The sequence below is a fragment of the Jiella flava genome (assembly GCF_017349315.1).
Classification (GTDB): domain Bacteria; phylum Pseudomonadota; class Alphaproteobacteria; order Rhizobiales; family Rhizobiaceae; genus Jiella; species Jiella flava.
This window is the reverse complement of the sequence record NZ_JAFMPP010000006.1, coordinates 39,266-58,119: the sequence shown is the minus strand read 5'-3', so window position 1 is coordinate 58,119 and position 18,854 is coordinate 39,266. Positions and strand designations below refer to the sequence as shown.

At 63.7% G+C, this 18,854-nt stretch carries 16 protein-coding genes; 7 read left to right on the top strand and 9 right to left on the bottom strand.

Annotated features, from left to right (window positions below; all coding sequences use genetic code 11):
* Window positions 1–65: 65 nt before the first annotated feature.
* The gene (gene uvrB, locus J1C48_RS08635) at window positions 66–3,245 is read right to left on the bottom strand and encodes an excinuclease ABC subunit UvrB (protein ID WP_207257435.1); all 3,180 of its coding nucleotides are present in this window, start codon (window positions 3,243–3,245) and stop codon (window positions 66–68) included.
* 578 nt (window positions 3,246–3,823) lie between these two features.
* Here uvrB and J1C48_RS08630 point away from each other — a divergent pair.
* Both J1C48_RS08630 and J1C48_RS08625 read left to right on the top strand, forming a co-directional pair.
* A complete protein-coding gene (locus J1C48_RS08630) occupies window positions 3,824–4,243 on the top strand; it encodes a hypothetical protein (protein ID WP_207257434.1) in 420 nt (139 codons plus the stop codon).
* Between the two features lie 404 nt (window positions 4,244–4,647).
* Window positions 4,648–5,121, top strand: a complete 474-nt coding sequence (locus J1C48_RS08625) for an NUDIX hydrolase (protein ID WP_207257433.1) — start codon at window positions 4,648–4,650, stop codon at window positions 5,119–5,121.
* On the opposite strand, the gene J1C48_RS08620 is transcribed toward J1C48_RS08625, so the two are convergent.
* Entirely contained in the window at window positions 5,108–6,622 is a 1,515-nt protein-coding gene (locus J1C48_RS08620; RefSeq protein WP_207257432.1) for an inorganic phosphate transporter, read from the bottom strand. The two genes, J1C48_RS08625 and J1C48_RS08620, sit on opposite strands and share 14 nt — an antisense overlap.
* A gap of 363 nt (window positions 6,623–6,985) precedes the next feature.
* Window positions 6,986–7,777: a DUF3108 domain-containing protein gene (locus tag J1C48_RS08615; protein ID WP_207257431.1), complete on the bottom strand. Its 792-nt coding sequence runs from the start codon at window positions 7,775–7,777 to the stop codon at window positions 6,986–6,988.
* A gap of 265 nt (window positions 7,778–8,042) precedes the next feature.
* On the opposite strand from J1C48_RS08615, the gene rpmB reads away from it, so the two are divergent.
* Window positions 8,043–8,345 carry a 50S ribosomal protein L28 gene (rpmB, locus tag J1C48_RS08610; RefSeq protein WP_207257430.1) on the top strand — a complete coding sequence of 101 codons (303 nt, stop codon included), beginning with the start codon at window positions 8,043–8,045 and terminating at the stop codon, window positions 8,343–8,345.
* Between the two features lie 267 nt (window positions 8,346–8,612).
* Here the strand turns inward: rpmB and J1C48_RS08605 are convergent, their stop codons facing one another.
* Entirely contained in the window at window positions 8,613–9,632 is a 1,020-nt protein-coding gene (locus tag J1C48_RS08605; RefSeq protein ID WP_207257429.1) for an SOUL family heme-binding protein, read from the bottom strand.
* Window positions 9,633–10,291: 659 nt separating this feature from the next.
* Here J1C48_RS08605 and J1C48_RS08600 point away from each other — a divergent pair.
* Window positions 10,292–10,561 (top strand): hypothetical protein, encoded by a 270-nt coding sequence (locus J1C48_RS08600; protein WP_207257428.1) that lies wholly within the window; start codon window positions 10,292–10,294, stop codon window positions 10,559–10,561.
* A 368-nt stretch (window positions 10,562–10,929) separates the two neighbouring features.
* Window positions 10,930–11,415, top strand: a complete 486-nt coding sequence (locus tag J1C48_RS08595; RefSeq protein WP_207257427.1) for an SRPBCC family protein — start codon at window positions 10,930–10,932, stop codon at window positions 11,413–11,415.
* A 244-nt stretch (window positions 11,416–11,659) separates the two neighbouring features.
* Here the strand turns inward: J1C48_RS08595 and J1C48_RS08590 are convergent, their stop codons facing one another.
* From J1C48_RS08590 to trxB, 3 genes are all read right to left on the bottom strand, one after another.
* Window positions 11,660–12,454 (bottom strand): metallophosphoesterase, encoded by a 795-nt coding sequence (locus J1C48_RS08590; protein WP_207257426.1) that lies wholly within the window; start codon window positions 12,452–12,454, stop codon window positions 11,660–11,662.
* A 94-nt stretch (window positions 12,455–12,548) separates the two neighbouring features.
* On the bottom strand, window positions 12,549–13,445 hold the full coding sequence (locus J1C48_RS08585) for a LysR family transcriptional regulator (protein ID WP_207257425.1): 897 nt from the start codon (window positions 13,443–13,445) through the stop codon (window positions 12,549–12,551).
* Between the two features lie 69 nt (window positions 13,446–13,514).
* Entirely contained in the window at window positions 13,515–14,486 is a 972-nt protein-coding gene (gene trxB, locus J1C48_RS08580) for a thioredoxin-disulfide reductase (RefSeq protein WP_207257424.1), read from the bottom strand.
* Between the two features lie 266 nt (window positions 14,487–14,752).
* Between trxB and J1C48_RS08575 the strand changes: the two genes are divergently transcribed.
* Together J1C48_RS08575 and J1C48_RS08570 are read left to right on the top strand one after the other, a co-directional pair.
* Window positions 14,753–16,138: a TrkH family potassium uptake protein gene (locus tag J1C48_RS08575; RefSeq protein ID WP_207257423.1), complete on the top strand. Its 1,386-nt coding sequence runs from the start codon at window positions 14,753–14,755 to the stop codon at window positions 16,136–16,138.
* Window positions 16,138–17,013, top strand: a complete 876-nt coding sequence (locus J1C48_RS08570; RefSeq protein ID WP_207257422.1) for a glycosyltransferase family 25 protein — start codon at window positions 16,138–16,140, stop codon at window positions 17,011–17,013. The genes J1C48_RS08575 and J1C48_RS08570 overlap by 1 nt, the downstream gene beginning before the upstream one ends.
* Here J1C48_RS08570 and J1C48_RS08565 read toward each other — a convergent pair.
* Both J1C48_RS08565 and greA read right to left on the bottom strand, forming a co-directional pair.
* On the bottom strand, window positions 16,983–18,035 hold the full coding sequence (locus J1C48_RS08565) for a glycosyltransferase (RefSeq protein WP_207257421.1): 1,053 nt from the start codon (window positions 18,033–18,035) through the stop codon (window positions 16,983–16,985). The two genes, J1C48_RS08570 and J1C48_RS08565, sit on opposite strands and share 31 nt — an antisense overlap.
* Before the next feature lie 143 nt (window positions 18,036–18,178).
* Entirely contained in the window at window positions 18,179–18,652 is a 474-nt protein-coding gene (gene greA, locus J1C48_RS08560) for a transcription elongation factor GreA (protein WP_207257420.1), read from the bottom strand.
* Between the last annotated feature and the right edge of the window lie 202 nt (window positions 18,653–18,854).

Sequence of the window (18,854 nt, the reverse complement as noted above, 5' to 3'; positions counted from 1 at the left end):
GTCCGACGAAACGAGAACGACGCACGGCCCGCCCATCGGAAGCCCTGGCCTCGCGTCTGCCCTCTCTATCGCCCTGGACGGCCGGTTTTGGAGGGGCGGCGTTTGCGTTTTTGGTCGCTGGGGTCTTCGTAAGAGCCGCGGCCGACGCGTTCGCGGCGGAGGGGCGCCGGCGAATCGTCTGGAGATGAGGCGCCACGCTCGCCGGCGGCAGAGGTTCCGGTCTGCGTCTTTGTCCCGGCGCTGCCCGCGTCCGCCGAACTCGCCGCCGTGCCAGCCTTCGGCGGTGCGGGTTTTGTCGGCGGCGTCTTGCCGGCGGGCTTTTCGGTTCGCCCGACGGTCATTTCGTCGAGTGTGTTCTTGCGAAACAGTGAGCGCGCCGCGGGGATCGCGGTGTCGGTGCCGGGACCCATCTCGTCGAGCGATGGTTTGCGGAATAAGGACGCCGGTGCTCCGTCCGATCCCGAGCCGCGCGGCTTCAGCGGTTCACCGCGCGGGCCGAAGCGCTCGTCGCCTTGCGGGGCGCGGTCGCGCTTGGCTTTCTTGCCGTGCTTGGAGCGGCCCGAGGCCGGCCCCATGACCGATTCTTCGAGCTCCGCTGCGGCGGCCATCGGATCGGCCTCCTCGACGGCGGTCGCGCCTTTCTTGCGGCCGGATCCGGTGTCGCCGCCAAATTCCAGTTCCTTGGCGTTGAGCTTCTTGATTTCGTCGCGCAGTCGCGCCGCCCGCTCGAAATCGAGATCGGCCGCCGCCTCGCGCATCTGCTTTTCCAGATGCTCGATATGGGCGCGCAGATTGTTGCCGACGAGTTCGCCTTCCTTGGCGCTCGGACCCGCGGCGATCCGGACGTGATCCTTTTCGTAATAGCTGTCGAGAATGTCGGCGATCTTCGCCTTCACCGAGGCCGGCGTGATGCCGTTCTCGGCATTGTAGACCTCCTGCTTTTCCCGGCGCCGATTGGTCTCGGCGATCGCCCGCTCCATTGAGCCGGTGACGGCGTCGGCATAAAGAATCACCTTACCGTCGACATTGCGCGCGGCGCGGCCGATGGTCTGGATCAGCGAGGTTTCCGAGCGCAAAAACCCTTCCTTGTCGGCGTCAAGAATGGCGACGAGGCCGCATTCGGGGATATCGAGGCCTTCGCGCAACAGGTTGATGCCGACTAGGCAGTCGAAGGCGCCGAGTCTCAGATCGCGGATGATCTCGATGCGCTCCAGCGTGTCGATGTCGGAATGCATGTAGCGCACCCGAATGCCCTGCTCGTGCAGATATTCGGTCAGATCCTCGGCCATCCGCTTGGTCAGCACCGTGCACAGCACACGGTAACCTTTTTCGACGGTTTCGCGGATTTCGCCGAGGAGGTCGTCGACCTGACTGCGGGCCGGGCGCACTTCGACCGGCGGATCGGTGAGGCCGGTCGGGCGGATCACCTGTTCGGCAAAGACGCCGCCGGATTCCTCCAGCTCCCAGCCACTCGGTGTGGCCGAGACGGCCACGGTCTGCGGCCGCATCGCGTCCCACTCCTCGAAGCGCAGCGGCCGGTTGTCCATGCAGGAGGGCAGGCGGAAGCCATATTCGGCGAGCGTTGCCTTGCGGCGGAAGTCGCCGCGATACATCGCGCCGATCTGCGGCACGGTGACGTGGCTTTCGTCGATGAAGACCAGCGCATTGTCAGGCAGATATTCGAACAGCGTCGGCGGCGGATGGCCGGGGGCGCGGCCGGTCAGATAGCGCGAATAATTCTCGATGCCGGCGCAGGAGCCTGTCGCCTCGATCATTTCGATGTCGAAGCGGGTGCGCTGTTCCAGCCGCTGGGCTTCGAGCAGCCGCCCGGCCTTTTCGAGCTCGGCCAGGCGATGCTTCAGCTCGGCGCGGATCGATTTGACCGCCTGATTGAGCGTCGGGCGCGGGGTGACATAGTGCGAATTGGCGTAGATCTTGACCGACTTCAAATCGTCGGTCTTCTTGCCGGTTAACGGATCAAATTCGTGGATCGCCTCGATCTCGTCGCCGAACAACGAGATCCGCCAGGCGCGGTCTTCCAGGTGGGCGGGGAAAATCTCGATGGTGTCGCCGCGCACCCGGAATGAGCCGCGCTGAAAATCCATATCCCGGCGCTTGTATTGCTGGGCAACGAGGTCGGCGAGCAGCTGGCGCTGGTCGAGCCGGTCGCCGACCGCCATCTGGAAGGTCATCGCCGTATAGGTCTCGACCGAGCCGATACCGTAGATGCAGGACACCGAGGCGACGATGATCACGTCGTCGCGTTCGAGCAGAGCCCGGGTGGCGGCGTGGCGCATCCGGTCGATCTGCTCGTTGATCGAGGATTCCTTCTCGATATAGGTGTCCGAGCGCGGCACATAGGCTTCAGGCTGGTAATAGTCGTAATAGGAGACGAAATATTCCACCGCGTTGTCGGGGAAGAACGCCTTGAACTCGCCATAGAGCTGGGCCGCCAGCGTCTTGTTCGGGGCCAGCACCAAGGCCGGGCGCTGGGTGCGCTCGATCACGTTGGCGACGGTGAAGGTCTTGCCGGAGCCGGTGACGCCAAGCAGCACCTGGGTCTTGTCCTGATCGCCGATGCCGGCAACGAGATCGGCGATCGCCGTCGGTTGGTCGCCCATCGGTGTGTAGTCCGAGGCGATCTTGAAGGCGACGCCGCCCTCCGACTTTTGCGGCCGGGCCGGTCGGTGCGGCAGCCACACCTCGCCGTTCTTGATCAGCGGGTTGCCCTCGGAGATCAGCTTGGTCAACGCTTCGACGGTGGCGGTGACGCCGCCCGCGGGCAACGATTTGGCATCCTCCAGCGAGACATCCATGCCGGCGACGGGATTGAGCCCCGCGGCGGCGCGTTTCTTCGGATCGGTGGTGCCGCCCATCGACGTGCCGCGGGCCGACTTCATCGGCTTTTGGCCGTCGCCTTTGCCGGTCTTGCGCCCACCCGCCGGTTTCGCAGCCTTCGACGGATCGCTCCCGCCGGCATCGGCGGCGCGCTCGGCCTTCATCTCGGCCGCATTGGCGATCGCGTCCGCCCAGCCGGAAATCGGCCCGTTCACCGGCGTGCCGGCTTCGAACGCCGCCTGCGGCGCTTCGGCAAAGCCGTTCTCCGCCCGCTCTGCCGCATCAGAAGAATCGCCCAACGGCCCGCGTCGGGCGGGCGCGGAGGGATCGAACGGGGAGTCCTCCACAGCCTCAATGCGAGGCTTGGCGGTAGGACGGCGAGAGGCATTGCGGGGTCGGGAAGCCATGGCGGAACATATAGAGACCGTGGCGCTCGGATGGAAGGCGGGCACGCGGCTCATGCACCGGCTGGAAAATCGAAAGCGATTTTCGGCGACGGCCAATGCATCGCTTCCATGAGTGAGAGCGCCTCTCCTGCGTCCTGTCGGACGCACGAGGTTCTCATCGCGAGTGACGCTCTGCCGCCGCGCAGGGTATTTCTGCCTCGATCGCAAGATCGCATGCGTCACCTTCGCGGTGGCCTGTCGGCTCAGCGTCGGGCCGATTTGACGGTGCATGGAAGCAGCAAAAAGCCTGCTTGCGTGATGATGAGGCCGATGAGATCAAGTTCATTTCGTGGCGGGATTGCGGCCCGGTGCGATGGTGCGGTGCCGAAGGCGCGCGCGCTTGGGCCGTCCTCCCGCCTTTCGCGGTCGGATCTCGGGGATATTCCAGCACGGCGCAGTGAAGATGAACCGCAGATAAATAGCCCGGATAACCAATTGATTCTCGAACAGAAAAATCGGACCAATCGCATTGGTCCGGTTCTTTTCCCAGCCAGTCCGTCCTCACAAGACAAGGCGGCAAAACGTCTGGGAGAAAGAAGATGAAATCCCTCCAAACCACGGCGCTCGCCACCATCCTGCTCGCCGGCAGCGTCGGCCTTGGCTACGCGCAGTCCTCGAGCTCGACGGTCGGCACCGGCGGCACCTCGGCGACGACACTCGGCACCGGTGGCGCTTCCATTGACGCCGATGGCGACTATGCCGCCTCGATTGGTTCCGGCGGGTCGGCTGCGGCGGTTGACGGCAAGACCGACAGCCGGACGAAGAGCAAGGTTCACAAGGACAAGCTGCATGGCCAGTCGCGTGCTAGCGCGCAGGATGGCGGAACCTTCTCGAAGTCGCGCACCCAGACGAAGATCCACGGTGATGACTTGTCGAGCAAGACGCTGACGATGTCGCACGAGCGCGGCCAGAAGCCGGTGATCGAAACGTCCCCTTCGAAGACGACGCTCGGCGATTAAGAGCGGGAGAAGCGGAAATCCGGCTGTGTTTTCATCGTCATCAACAAGCAAAGCCGGCGCTCTGAGTGCCGGCCTTGCCGCATGTCAGATCGATATATTTCGCGCCTTTCAGCGTTTTGTCATAGACCGCCCACAGGCCGTTGGTCTCAGAGCCGTCCGCCCGCGCCTGGGATGCCGCAAAACTCGCCGCGAGGCGGAGACACAAAGCTCCGGACAATGCTGACCGGATCGCTATGGTCGTCAAACTGTCCTCCGCTTTGTGCAATGATATCGCGAGCCTATCAATGCGGCAACGGTTGCTCCAAAGAGCGCTTAAGGTGTTGCAGCAGAAGATTTTTTGTGGAGGGATATTTTCGCGCTGTGCAGATCGTGTAAGCCGCTACCGACAGGTTCAGGAATCGATCATGATCGAACAGCTCTATCGCCGATTTTCAGGCTCGACCTTTGACCTGGATAATCGGGTGTTGAAGCCGCAGACCGGCTGCATTCCCTACGCCTTCGTCGATGGACAACGCGTGATCCTGTTGGTCACCTCGCGCCGCACCGGGCGATGGGTGTTTCCCAAGGGCGGCCTGATGGAAGGGTTGGAGCCGTGGGAAAGCGCGGCGCAGGAGGCCTATGAAGAAGCCGGCGTCGAGGGCCATGTCGACCCGCGGCCGGTCGGCGTCTATCACAGCATCAAGCAGCGGATTCGCCCGATCCCAGTCGAGGTCACGCTCTATCCGTTGCTGGTCGAGACGCAGCACGATGCTTGGCCGGAGATGCGCCAGCGCCACCGCCACTGGGCGACGATCGCCGAGGCACGCCGGCTGATCGCCGAACGGCCGCTGAAAGCGATTCTCAACGATTTCGCCGCGCAGTCGGTCACGCCAGAGTGACGGCGACGGCCAAGCTCATCATCACGCAGAAGACGGCCGACAGCAGCGCCGCGGCTGGCACGGTTACGAGCCACGCCGCGACGATGCCGAGGACCTGGCGGCGGCGCACCAGCCGGCGACGCTCGCGTTTTTGAAAGTTCTCCACTGCCTCGCGGGGCGTGCGGTTGAGGTGCGAGGTTTTCAGAAAGGTCGAGCGCGGCTGGACCGCCGGGTTGGGAATGCCGCGATTGGTCTTGAATTCACGCAAAAAACCGACGCCGAAGATCGCGCCGACGGCGATATGGGTCGAAGAAACCGGCAGGCCGAATGCGGAGGCGACGAGCACGGTGATCGCCGCCGACAGCGCCACGCAGAAGGCGCGGATTTCATTCATCCTGGTGATCTTCTCACCAACTGTGCGGATGACGCGTGGGCCGAACAGGGCCAGGCCGACCGCGATGCCGAGACCGCCGATCACCAGCACCCAGAGCGGCAGCGCGACCGTGTCGCTTGGCCCCGAGCCCGCGCTGGCGGCATCGACGATCGCCGCTAGCGGGCCGACCGCATTGGCGACGTCGTTGGCGCCATGGGCGAAGGAGAGCAGGGCGGTGGCAAAGATCAGCGGCGGCACGAACAGCCGATTGACGGACTTGCCGTTCATGGCGACGTCTTGCGAGCGCGCCGCGACCCAGGGCCGCGAGACCGCCCAGCCGATCAGGAAGAAGCCGACGCCGGCAGCGAGCACGCCGGCAAAGCCCGGATGCCAGATCCGTTTCAGCCCCTCGGTCATCAGATACATGGCGAAAACCGACGCCATCAGTCCGACCAGCAGCGGCACGAAACGACGGGCGGCGGCGGCCTTGTCCGCTCGCTCGACGATCAGCCGATCGATCAGGGCGAGCAGCAGGGCGGCGATGCCGCCGCCGAGCGCCGGCGAGATCACCCAGCTCGCGACGATCGCGCCAAGCACCGACCAATGCACCGCGGACACACCGGCCGATATCACCGCCGCGCCGACAACGCCGCCGACGATCGCGTGGGTGGTGGAAACCGGCGCGCCGAGGAAATTGGCAAGATGCGTCCAGATGCCTGCGGCGAGGAAGGACGACATCATGACGAGGATAAAGTTCTTGGCGTCCAGGACCGTGCCGGGATTGACGAGGTTGTGGGAGATCGTGCCGACCACGTTGCCGCCGGCGATGATCGCGCCGGCAGCCTCGCAAACCGCGGCAATCGCCAGCGCGCCGGCCAGCGTCAGCGCCCGGCTGCCAACTGCCGGGCCCATGTTGTTGGCGACGTCGTTGGCGCCGACATTGAGCGCCATATAGCCGGCGATCAGCGACGCGAGGATCACCAGATAGGAAAGCGGGCCGCTGCCGAAGGACAAGGCGCCGAGCACCATCGCGCCGAGCAGGAAGACGATAGCGAGCCCCGGAACGGCAAAGGATCGCCCGGTGCTCTGGGCGGCCTTTTTCAGCTGGGCGACCTTCTCCAGATCCTTGTCGAGTGCACTCTTTGCCATGAAATGTCCAATGCTCTGCAATGCGTCCGCCGCCAGCGGACGATCGCTGGAGCTACAGCATCGGCCCGAGAATCGGAATCGATTTTCGGCACAGCGCGACGCGTCGATCCGAAGGGTGAGAGCGACCTTTCTGCGTCCGATCGGACGCAGGGCGCTCTAGCATCGCTGGCAAAGCCGGGGGAGGATTGGGTTGAACATTCCCGTAAGGTCGAGACGGCGCGGGCCCCGCCGGCCTCGCTAAAGCGGCGGCGCCGAGCCAGGCATCTCAGCTGAGAATGATCGCCGGCTGTGGTTTGCAGGCGGAGGGCCGCCCACGCCGCTCTGGCGTGGAGTGCCACGCTGCGCCGTGAAACGGCATCGGTTTTATTTCACAGAGACCGAGGTCGCCTGCAGGATCAGCGAGCCGATGGTGGTTGGAACGCTCGCATAGACCGGCACATAGACGTCCGGCCGGGCGATCGGCGCGAACCACACCTCGATTGTCCGGCTCTCTAAGAATTTCAGCCCCTTGGAGCTTTTGTCATAGCCGCTGACCGGCTGAATTCGGACATTGCAGACCGCCGCCTCGCCGCTGTAGCCCTCAAGCGCGACCGTCTCCGTCCCATTCGGCGACAGGCGCAAGTCGAGGCGTGACCAGCCGTCGTAGAGGGGGAGGGTCCGGCGGCAGACGCTAGCGGGATCGTGGGTGCGAATCATCAGGCCGCTAAGCGGGTCGACCACCGAGCGTAGCTGGGCGGTCTCCACCGGGATGTAGGACGGCTTTTCGTTCTTCGATCGTTTTGGGCTGACCTTGGTGAAGGTCACTCTGCCGGAGCGGAAGTGAACGTCGCTCTGCCAGTGCTTGCCGTCCGAGGTGTAGTCGAGTCCATAGCGTTCCGGCAGAAACCCGCTGTTGGTGACGCGGCCGGAGACGCGGCTGGTGCCGCCGGTGTGCGAAACCAATCGGCCGAGGCCGGCCGAGGACAGATTGCCTTTCACGGAGAAGCTATTGTCGGTCATCACCGTGTCGAAGGAGGCTTTGCCGACGATCAGGCCGAGCAACGCCATGCCGTATTCGGTGGTCACGGTCTGGCTTTGGGCGTATGCGGCGGGATGGGAGGCGCTAGCGACCGCGGCGAAGGCCGAAACAGCGAGCGCGATTCGCAGGATGCGCATGGCTTATGATTCCCGTTGCCCGGGTGGATGCCCCGGAAGAAAGTTGATCTGGTGACAGATTATGGGCCAAGAAAAGGCCTTGGCGAGTTGGCGGCCAGCCACAACATCGCGATCGTTGCCGACGCGTGAAAAACTTGACGCTTCTTCCGATCGCGCCTATAGAGCGCGGGATTTTTCCGATCATGCCTCTGTCGCGATGATCGCGCCGTTTTCGAAGACGGCGGCGCGCTCGCCAGGGTTTGACGATATTCTGAAAGGTAAAGCGATGTCACGCGCTTGCGAACTGACCGGCAAGGCCGTTTTGACCGGCAACAACGTGTCCCACGCCAACAACAAGACGCGTCGCCGTTTCCTGCCGAATCTGTGCAACGTCACGCTGATCTCCGATGCCCTTGGCCAGCGTTTCCGCTTGCGGGTTTCGGCCCATGCCTTGCGCTCGGTTGAGCATCGCGGTGGCCTGGATGCCTTCCTGCTCAAGGCCAATGAGACGGATCTGTCGCAGCGCGCCCGTCTGTTGAAGCGCCAGATCGCCAAAAAGGTCGCCGAGGCCGCGTCGACCGCGGCCTGAGGCCGATCGACGGTGCGTCACGGCGCCGCATCGGCTTTTTGTCATACCGCAACTTGCTTCGTGCGCCCCTCGTGGCGCACGTTTCGTTCCTGAGGTCCAGTTCGCCCGAAGAGCGGAGCTGGGCCCTGCTGGCTCCATCCCCCAGGATAAAAGCCGCCGGATAAGGGCGCGCCGGTGCCGGGTTGGTTGCCAAAATTCAGTTGCGAAAAAGGCCGGCGTCTCAACGCCGGCCTTTTTTCTTGCGAATTGTCGGGCCAAGCGGCGAATTTACCGCTCGATCTCGATGAGGATCTCGTTGCGCTTCATGAAGCCCGGCGTCCAGGGTGGATTGTAGAAGGCGTATTCGGGATCGCCTTTCTGCTTCAAATTGTTGTCCGCCAAATAGTTGTAGAGCGTCATCAGATGCTTACTGGCCAGAGTGGCGGTAAAATTGCCGGGAAAGCGGATCACCGCGACACGACGGGCCGCCACATCCTTAAGCGCGATGTCGGTTGTGCCGGGCTCTGGCAGGCTGGCGAGGGTAAATTTCTTCGGCATGACGAAGCGCACCGCCCATCCCTTGCTGCGGCCTTCGCCATCAGCGAGCTGCTGCAGCACCGGCGTCGTCATCTTGATCTTCTTGCCCGGCCGGTTCTTGGCAAAAATGTAGTCGGCCAGCGTCATGAAGCCGATTCGGCGGGCCTTCTCGTGATAGCCGCTCTTGACCGTCTCGGCGACGATCATCGCGTCATAGTCGCGGATCTCGACGGCGCCGTCGGAGCGCACGACGTCATAATCCGGCTCCTCGGCGTGTTCCTGCACCTTTTTGGTGACGTAATAGGCCGCTCCCACGGCTGCCACGGCACCGCCGATGACGAGCAAAGCGGTCAGATCCGGATTGTCCCGGGTCGGCTGCGGTCGGTGGCGGGCCGGCAGGCGGTTGCGCAGGGTCGAAAGCGCAGGGCTCGTCCAATCGGCGAGGCTTTGCCGTGCGCTGCCGAGATAGTCCTCGGCGCCATGGGCCAAGCTTTCGCCGGTCTCGCGCAGCGCCCGAAGTTGGCGCTGGGCGTCGCGCTTGGGATGATCCGGCCAGTAATCCGAGAGATTCGGGATATAGCGCGATAGACCGGCCGGCTCGGCAGTGAGACCGGGAACAACGCGGCCGATCGCGCGGCGGGCGCGTTCGCCGGCCGACGGCGTCGGATTCAGTCGCTCTGCGACCTCGCCTTCCAATTCTCCGATGCGCTCACTCAGCGCGCCGAGTGCATTGGCGACCTGCTCGTAGGTGCTCGGTCTATCCCGAAACATATGCAAAACTCCTGGTGTTTTTGGTATCGTCCCGGCTGCACATTCCTTTAGGTCTGCTCCAAGCTGTGTCGGGCGGGCCCAAAAGCTGCGGTGGGGTGTGACACCGCCATTCGACTGTTTTCGATAACGTGAGGCACTGATATTGGTTGCGCCGCGAAAGGCGCCAAGGGCCAAGGAATCGGCGCTTGGACGTCCTCGGCTTGCGGGAAACTGCAAAAGTTCCCCAGCAATAAAATTTGACGCGCCAGCGTTGCCCAAGTGCAACCATGTTTCGACGTTAGCGTTCCTGTCCCATCGGGTTTTATGACCTGATACTCCAGCCAAACTCTAAGGCGGCCTTCGGGCCGCCCTTTTTTTGGCCAGGTAGTCCCGCGGCGATCGCACCGGATTTGTGCGCTCTCACCCTTTGAATCGACGCATCGTGCTTTGCCGAAAATCGATTCCGATTTTCAGGCCGATGCTGTCGGGATTGCCGTCCGGGCATGGGCATCGTGCCAGGGCGTGTCGGGCCCGTCATTGGTCATGGCAGGTTGCCGCAACGCGCTCCACCATGCCTTAACGGAAGATCGTTAGACTGTTCAGATCGCATTCAGCGTGGAACGCCTATCACTTCCGCATCGTTTGTCACGCCGACCAACAAAAACCGGAAGGGTTTGATCATGCGGAAGTTTCTCATTGCATCTGCCGTTGCGCTCGCTGCGAGCTTGGGCGCCGGCGCAGCGGCCCAGGCGGCCAGCGTGAATGTCCAGATCGGCACCCGCGACCACTACGTGCCCCGTCATCACCACCGGATGGAGCGCTATCACACCCCGCGCAAGACGGTCGTCATCCGCGAAGGCCGCCGCAATCATGCCGACTGCTACATCAAGAAGACGGTGAAGTACCGCCATGGCGAGCGGATCGTGAAGCGCGTTCGCATCTGCCGATAAGGGCATCGACCTGAAAATCGGAATCGATTTTTGGCAAAACACGATGCTCGAAATCTATGATTAAGAGCGTGTCTTGGGCGTCGTGAAGGACGCCAGGTGCTCTCACTGAGGCGATTGTGCCTGCGATCGACGGTCAACAAGCGGGTGGGGCCTATCAAGGCGCCGCCCGTTTTTCTTGTGCGGGCAAGCCGGCATCGGGGTGTGGCAGGGCGTTCGACCGTCTGCGGCAAAATGCCGGGCGAGGGGCGCAACGGTGACGCCTGCCCGTGGTGTTGATCCTCTTGGCCTCCTCTATAACTCCCCTTAGGGCATCGTAGTGCGACGCCGACCGCGCCACGCGCCCGGATCGGCCGGGGAGGAAAAACATCATGGCAACCGCTTCCAAGACCGCGACGCTCGCGGCTGCAGGGTCGATTCTGGCATCGCCGGCGTTGGCCGCCGAGGTCTCGAAATCCATCGAGATTGCGGCAACGCCCGCAGCCGTCTGGCAGATGATCGGCAGCTTCTGCGAGATCCAGAACTGGCATCCGGCGGTGAAGACGTGCGAGCCGGGCAGCAAGGACGGCAAGAAGATCCGCACGTTGACGCTGCCCGATGGCGGCAAGCTGGTCGAGGAAGAGGTGTCGCGCGACGACGACAAGATGCGTTACACCTACAAAATCTTGGAAGGCCCGCTGCCCGTCGACAATTATCAATCGACGATCAGTGTCTCCGGCTCCGGCGACATGGCGACGGTCGATTGGTCTGGCCGTTTCGATCCGAAGGGCGCCAGCGAGGAGAAGGCATCGGAGGTCGTCGAAGGCATCTACGAGGCAGGCCTCAATTCGCTGAAGGACAAAGCCGGGGGGATGTGAGGCGGGTCCGCCGGAGACCGCAGGGTCCGGTGAGCGCATCGATTGGGTGGGAGCGGGCGTGCGCTGGAACCGGTGCACGGCGCTGCCACCTCCATCATCCCGGCCTGCCGGTGGATTTCATCCGGGAGACAGGCTGGCGCCGGGCCGGTGCGGGGAATCAATTAGATCGCCTGTCCTTTGTGGGCCGTCCTGCCGGACGCACAGCGGGCGAGAGCCGCCCGTGGCCCGGCGCCCTTCCATCCGTTCAGTGATGATCCTGTGCGCCCAGGGCGGCGGTGCCCAAACCCCGATCCAATCGCCGTGGCTCAACGATCCGCAACGCCCGATTGTTCTCAACCTGCAGACAGGTGACCTCATGCGCCTCGCGGTCCAGCCATGCGCCGCTGAGTTTGCCGGTGAACACGGCGCCGGTATCCAGCGACAGCCGATTTTCGGTGACCGTTGGAAGGCCGCCCTTTTGCGGTGTGTGGCCGTGCACGACGATGTGGCTCAGCTTGCCGACATGGTTCATGAAGCGGCCGCGGATCCACAGGCAATCCTCGCGGCGCTGGGCACTGATGGCGCGCTGCGGATCGATCCCGGCATGGACGAAGGCGAATGTGTCGATGCATTCGATCGTCGAGGCCTGTTCGAGAAGGCTGATATGGCTTGGCCAATCCGCGTGGATGGCACGGCGAAGATCTTCGAGATCGCGGACATTGGCAACCTCGTAGGAGCGCAGCGTCTCGAAGCCGCCCTGATCGAGCCAGCCGGCGGTCTCCTCCGGCATCAGGTCGTCGGCCAGGAAGCGGTGGAACCACTCGTCATGATTGCCGATCAGCAGCTTTGAGCCGGGCCGCTCGGCGATGATGCGCGTCGCCAGTTCCATAACGCCGCGGCTGTCGGGGCCGCGATCGACGAGATCGCCGAGCAGATAGATTGCCGGCTGGACATCCTTGCGCTCGGCCAGCGCATCGACGCCGTCGAGGAAACGCTGCAAGAGCGCCTGTTCACCATGGACGTCGCCGATAGCGACGATGTGTTGGGGCCGATCTGCCATCGCGCGACCTGATGTTCCCGTGGCAGTGGGTCGAAGTGGCCGTCCGAATTCAATTCGATCTGAAAAAGGATCCGTGAAACAGCCGGTCGGGCACTCAATAAGCCCAGGTGCGGGCTTTGGAAATCAGGAAATCCCGAAAGACCTTCAGTTTCGCGGCGCTGCGCAGCTGCTCAGTGTAACACAGATAGGTATCGAACGCGGGCATTTCCATTTCGGGTAGAACTTGCACGAGCTTTGAATGTTTGTCGATCATGTAGTCGGGGAGAAGAGCGATGCCGGTGCCGCTTTCGATCGCCGAACGGATCGCCATCAAATTGTTGATCTGCAGGATCGGGTTACGGCCCTTGCCTTCCGGCAGTCCGACCGTCTCCAGCACGTTGAGATTGCGCAGATAGTTCGGCGCCGGTTCGCCGAAGGTGATGATGCGGTGGCGGTCGAGATCTTCCAGCGTCTCCGGCGTGCCGAAGCGGGCGAGATAGTTCGGCGCCGCATAGACGTGGAGATGCACGGTGAACAGCCGGCGCTGGATCAGATCCGGCTGTTGCGGCTGACGCAGGCGGATCGCGGCGTCGGCTTTGCGCATGGTCAGATCGATCTCTTCGTTGTCGAAGACCAGCTGCAATTCGAGGTCGGGATAAAGCTCCAGGAATTCGCGGGCACGATCGGTCAGCCAGCCGGAGCCGAGGCCGACGGTGGTCGTCACCCGCAGTTTGCCGGCGGGTTTTTCCTTGGTCTCGGTGAGCTGCATGCGCACCGTTTCCAAACGCTTCAAGACGTCGTTGGCGGTCTGGAAGAGCAGTTCGCCCTGCTCGGACAGAACCAGGCCGCGGGCATGGCGGTGAAACAGCGGCACACCGATCTCGTTCTCCAGCGCGGCGACCTGCCGGCTGATCGCCGATTGGCTGAGATTCAGCGCATCGGCGGCGTGGGTAAACGATCCAGCTTCCGCTGCCGCATGGAAGATCCGCAGCTTATCCCAGTCGAGGGCCATGATCGGTGGTCCTTCAAGCGATCGATCCGGGTGCACCGGTCTCAAACGCGGGTCAGGGGCTGTTCAGCCCTATTCGGCGGCTTCGCGCGCCTCGGAAAGCGCTTGCTCGGCGAGCCACTTCTCGGCTTCGAGCGCGGCCATGCAGCCCATTCCGGCGGCGGTCACCGCCTGGCGGTAGACGTCGTCGGCAACGTCCCCGGCGGCAAACACGCCGTCGCGCGAGGTCCTAGTGCTGCCCGGCTCGACCCAGAGATAGCCCGACGGCTTCTGCTTCAGCTGGCCGGTGAACAGCTCGACCGCCGGCGCATGCCCGATGGCGATGAAGACGCCGTCGACCGCGCGCTCACTGATCGCGCCGGTCTCCAGATTCTTCAGCTTGACGCCATTGACCGACTTCATCGGTTTTGCGACGCCGACGATTTCCTCGATCGCGCTGTTCCAGATGATCTCGACATTGGCGCTGGCAAACAGCCGCTCTTGCAAGATCCGCTCGGCCCGCAGTGCGTCGCGGCGATGCACCAGGGTCACCGACTTGGCGATATGCGACAGATACAGCGCCTCCTCGACGGCGGTGTTGCCGCCGCCGACGACCACGACCTCCTTGCCGCGATAGAAGAAGCCGTCACAGGTCGCGCAGGCCGAGACGCCGAAACCCTGGAAGGTTTCTTCGCTCGGCAGGCCAAGCCACTTCGCCTGGGCGCCGGTGGCGATCACCAAAGCGTCGCAGGTATAGCGGGTGCCGGAATCGCCGGTGAGGCGGAACGGGCGGCTGTCGAGATCGGCGGAGACGATGATGTCGTTGGCGATTTCGGCACCGACATTCAACGCCTGCGCCTTCATCTGCTCCATCATCCACGGGCCCTGCACCGGATCGGCATAGCCCGGATAGTTCTCGACGTCCGTGGTGATGGTCAACTGGCCGCCTTCCTGCAGGCCGGCGACGATCAGCGGCTTCATCATCGCGCGGGCGGCGTAGATCGCAGCCGTATAGCCGGCAGGGCCGGAGCCGAGGATGAGAATGTTGACGTGACGATCGGACATGATGCCTTTCCAAGCTATGCGGATGGCAGGTGGCGATGGGAACGATCCCGTTCAATAGACGAGGGCCGGGCCTGCTGCAACATGGTGACACCCTGGGCAGAGAAGGGATATCCACCGGTGCGTGCCGAATTGCCGAGGCTCATCCAACGCTTTAGAACCCGGCACGTCGGTCGCGTGTCGCGGCTGCCGCGAATCTCGGAGAGCCGAACATTTTTAGGACGATCGCTCACGTCAACTCGATCTTCGGCCTCGGCCTTGCCCTCGCCATGTCGGTGCCCGCGCTCACCGATCTTTCCGATCAGAGCGGCGATTTTCGGGTCTTTCTCGGCACCGGCATCCTCGTCGGAGTGATCTGCACCCTTGTCGCCGTCGCAACGAGCGGGCAGCGGCCGGAATTCACCCAGAAGCTGGGCTTCCTCATGGTCACGACGGTGTGGATCGTCGCCTGCGTGATCGGGGCGCTGCCATTGTATTTCTCCTCGGTGAAGATCACCTTCGCCGGCGCCTTTTTCGAATCCATGTCGGGGCTGACCACCACCGGCTCGACGGTGATTTCGGGCCTCGACTCCCTCCCGCGCGGCATTCTGCTCTGGCGTTCGCTGCTGCAATGGCTGGGCGGTATCGGCATTATCGGCATGGTGCTGCTCATCCTGCCGTCGCTACAGGCGGGTGGGCTGACGCTGTTCCACATGGAAAGCTCCGACAAGTCGGACAAGGTGCTGCCGCGGGTGAACCAGCTCACCGGCGGCCTGATCGCCGCCTATGTGACGCTGACGCTACTGTGCGCCATTACCTACACCGCGCTCGGCATGTCGTTCTTCGACGCCACCAATCACGCCATGACGACGCTGGCGACCGGCGGCTATTCCACCCATGACGCCTCGATGGGCTATTTCGACAGCAATCCGCTGCTCATCGCCTCGACGGTCTTCATGGTGCTGGCGGCGCTGCCCTTCGTTGTCTATGTACGCGCCTTCCTGCCGCGCCGGTTTCAGCTTTGGCGCGATCCGCAGATCCTGGTCTTCATCATGATCTGCGCGGTGCTGAGCTTCGCCATCGCCGTGACCCGCCGGATCTTCAACGACACCCCCTTCGGCGAGGCGCTGATTTCCTCCGCCTTCAATTTGGTCTCGGTGATCACCACCACCGGCTATGCCTCGGAAGACTATACGCTCTGGTCAAACGCGGCGATCGGCATCTTCTTCCTCGCCATGTTCCTTGGCGGTTGCGCCGGTTCGACCGCCGGCGGGATCAAGGCCAACCGGCTGGTCATCCTGTTTCTGGTGGTGCGGGCGGGTTTCCGCAAGCTGGTGCGGCCGCATGCGGTGATCCGGCTGAAATACGGTAATGACGACATCAGCGATCAGACGATCCAGACCGTCACCATTTTCTTCTTCTTATTCTTCGGGACGCTTCTGACCGGGACCGTGCTGCTGACGATGTTCGGGCTCGACCTGATCACCGCCTTCTCCGGCACCTTGACCGCGCTTTCGAACGTCGGTCCGGGCTTCGGTCAGATCATCGGCCCGGCCGGCAATTTCTCCAGCTTGCCGGATTCGGCCTTGTGGGTGCTCTCGGCGGCCATGCTGCTCGGGCGGCTCGAGCTCGTGACGGTTCTGATCCTGCTCTTCCCATCGGTGTGGGCGGACTGATGGCGAACGACACTTCGATGCCCGAGATGCACTACATCAATCTTGGCCGCGCCAGGCAGCGCCGGGCATCGATGGAGGTGCAGGCGCGTGCCCATGGCTTGGCGCTCACCCGCTTTGCCGCCTGCGAGGCAGCGGCGATTGATGAGGACCGCTTCGCCTGGCTCTCGACTCGTTGGGAGCGTCCGATGACGCGGCCGGAGCTTGCCGCCTATCTCTCCCACCGGGCGTTATGGGAGAGGGCGGCCGCCACGCCCGAGGGGCTGGTCATTCTCGAAGACGACACGATCTTCGCCGCGCATTTTCGTGCAGTGGCGTGCGAAGTTGCAGCCAGCGGCTATGACCTTGTCAATTTCGAGACGGTCGGCCGCCGCAAGTTCTTCAAGAAGGCCGCGGCCAGCGATCGTGGTCGGTTTCGCTTCACGGCGCTGGTGCGCGACAAATCCGGCGCCGGCGCCTATTACGTTTCCCAGGCCGGCGCGCGGCGTCTTCTCGCCGCGTCTAAGACGCATGTGGCGCCGGTCGACGCTTACATGTTCGGGGTCTGCCGGTTGAAGATCGCGCAAGTCGAGCCGGCAGCCACCATGCAAGTGCATTTGTTGCAAGAGCGCGGGTTTGATGTCGGGTTGACGACCACGACGTCGATCCACCAGCCGCGCCAGCGTCTGCCGCTGACTTTGACCAATCTCGGCTATGTCGCCAAACGGCTTCGGACGCAGCTGCGCCTGGCCGGGGTTCAGGCCCGCCGCCTCGTCGACGTCGAATTTCGCCGTGCCGATTTTGATCATACGGTGTTCGACGACGTCCTGCCGATTCCAGCCGCCGATCTTGACGCCGAGATGCGGCGCTATTGGCCGGCCGACCAGACGCCCTCGTAGACCTTTCGCAGATCCTCGACCTCGCGCTGCAGCGGGAAGCGCGCGCGCACGTGGTTAAGGGCGGCCTTGGCGGCGGCAGCGCGCAGGACTGCATCGCCGAGATAGGGGGCGATCGCCTTGGCCAGCGCCCCGACATCGCCGGCCGGAACGATCCGCCCCGTGACGCCTTCGACGATCAGTTCCGGAAAGGCGCCGGCATCGCTGGCAACCACCGGCGTGCCGCTCGCCATCGCTTCCAGCGGCGTCAGGCCGAAGCCTTCGTTGCGGGGCGGCGCGACATACAGATCGAAGCGTCGGAACCAGGCGCGGATATCGTCGACCTCACCGGCAAAGAGGATCCGGTCGGCCAGGCCAGCGGCGGCGATTCGCGCCTTGAGCGCGTCGGCGAAATCCCGATTGTCCGCCGTCACTCGGCCGGTGATCACGGCCGACCAGTCGGGGTGGCCCGGCAACAGAGAGATCATCGCGTCGACGAAGACGTCGGTGCCCTTTTGATAGCGGATCCGGCCGGAACAGCCGATCACCTTGTGATCGGCCAATTGCGCCGCGATCCCGCCCTGCGGCATCGGGCCGTCGGGGGAAAAGCGTGTGCAGTCGACCCCGTGCATCACCACCGTCGCCGGGACCTTGAGATAGGAGCGGCTGCGTTCGCTCGTCGCCACCACCTGATCCATGCGGCCGATGAGAAAGCGTGTCCAGGCGGTGTGGTGGCGCTGCGCGGCCGAGGTGAAGACCAGCTTCAGCTTCATGTGCAACAGATCGCGCATGACCAATCCGGCGAGCATCTCGGTGTTGCGCCGTGCATGCCAGATCCGAAACGCCCGGCGTTGCGGCCGCCGCCAGAAGCTCGCCAGATCCCGCCAGGCAAGATGCGGCAGCGTCGCGGGCAGTCCGGGGCCAAAAGCGGCGATCGACAGACTGCGCGCCTGCAGGGGAACGAGCTGCACGATCGTCGAGGTCACGCCCGACAAGCGCCGCTTGAAGTTCGGCGCGACGACTTCGACCGTGTTGACCTCGGGCACTTTCAGAGCCTCAATCCCGGTTTCGCGAAGGGGGTGGCGCAGACCCAGGGACGGACGAGCCGTATCGGCCGGTGAGACGCAAAACGCTCGGCGCCAGCGCCGTCTAGCGGCACATGCCGCCGCATCTGCGTCGATCCGCCCGGCTATTGCCAGGAGACGGCGAGGATCTCGTAGGAGCGGGCGCCGCCGGGGGCCGCGACTTCGACGGTGTCTCCCTCCGTCTTGCCGATCAGCGCGCGGGCGATCGGCGACGAGATCGAGATCTTACCCTGCTTCACGTCGGCTTCCTGATCGCCGACGATCTGGTAGCGCTTTTCTTCCTCGGTATCCTCGTCGACGAGCTTCACCGTCGCTCCGAACTTCACCCGGTCGCCGGACATTTTCGAGACGTCGATCACCTCGGCCCGAGCGGTCAGATCCTCCAACTCGGCAATTCGACCCTCGTTGAGGCTTTGGGCCTCCTTGGCGGCATGATATTCGGCATTTTCGGACAGGTCACCATGAGCACGCGCCTCGGAGATCGCCTGGATGATCCGCGGGCGCTCCTCCTGTTGGCGGCGGCGCAGTTCTTCGCGCAACGCTTCGAAACCGCGACTCGTCATCGGGACCTTATCCATGGCCTCCACCTTTCCGGACTTCGCATCATCTGCGGAGTCAATTTGACCGACGCCCCGCGCAACGCGCGAAGTCTGTTTTACACAGTGTGTCGAGGACGCTGCCGCGACACAATAAAAAACCAGTCCCGAACGGTTCCGCCGTTCCGGACCAGCACCTCATGGCGGACTAATAGAAGAGCCTGGGGCGCCCGTCCGTCAGGAG

Excerpts from the sequence above, each read along its gene's own strand:
- J1C48_RS08585 (WP_207257425.1), bottom strand. The coding sequence starts at position 13,445 with ATGGCCCTCGACTGGGATAAGCTGCGGATCTTCCATGCGGCAGCGGAA.
- J1C48_RS08620 (WP_207257432.1), bottom strand. The coding sequence starts at position 6,622 with ATGGCAAAGAGTGCACTCGACAAGGATCTGGAGAAGGTCGCCCAGCTG.
- J1C48_RS08600 (WP_207257428.1), top strand. The coding sequence starts at position 10,292 with ATGCGGAAGTTTCTCATTGCATCTGCCGTTGCGCTCGCTGCGAGCTTG.
- uvrB (WP_207257435.1), bottom strand. The coding sequence starts at position 3,245 with ATGGCTTCCCGACCCCGCAATGCCTCTCGCCGTCCTACCGCCAAGCCT.
- J1C48_RS08615 (WP_207257431.1), bottom strand. The coding sequence starts at position 7,777 with ATGCGCATCCTGCGAATCGCGCTCGCTGTTTCGGCCTTCGCCGCGGTC.
- trxB (WP_207257424.1), bottom strand. The coding sequence starts at position 14,486 with ATGTCCGATCGTCACGTCAACATTCTCATCCTCGGCTCCGGCCCTGCC.
- rpmB (WP_207257430.1), top strand. The coding sequence starts at position 8,043 with ATGTCACGCGCTTGCGAACTGACCGGCAAGGCCGTTTTGACCGGCAAC.
- J1C48_RS08590 (WP_207257426.1), bottom strand. The coding sequence starts at position 12,454 with ATGGCAGATCGGCCCCAACACATCGTCGCTATCGGCGACGTCCATGGT.
- J1C48_RS08595 (WP_207257427.1), top strand. The coding sequence starts at position 10,930 with ATGGCAACCGCTTCCAAGACCGCGACGCTCGCGGCTGCAGGGTCGATT.
- greA (WP_207257420.1), bottom strand. The coding sequence starts at position 18,652 with ATGGATAAGGTCCCGATGACGAGTCGCGGTTTCGAAGCGTTGCGCGAA.
- J1C48_RS08605 (WP_207257429.1), bottom strand. The coding sequence starts at position 9,632 with ATGTTTCGGGATAGACCGAGCACCTACGAGCAGGTCGCCAATGCACTC.
- J1C48_RS08570 (WP_207257422.1), top strand. The coding sequence starts at position 16,138 with ATGGCGAACGACACTTCGATGCCCGAGATGCACTACATCAATCTTGGC.
- J1C48_RS08630 (WP_207257434.1), top strand. The coding sequence starts at position 3,824 with ATGAAATCCCTCCAAACCACGGCGCTCGCCACCATCCTGCTCGCCGGC.
- J1C48_RS08575 (WP_207257423.1), top strand. The coding sequence starts at position 14,753 with ATGTCGGTGCCCGCGCTCACCGATCTTTCCGATCAGAGCGGCGATTTT.
- J1C48_RS08625 (WP_207257433.1), top strand. The coding sequence starts at position 4,648 with ATGATCGAACAGCTCTATCGCCGATTTTCAGGCTCGACCTTTGACCTG.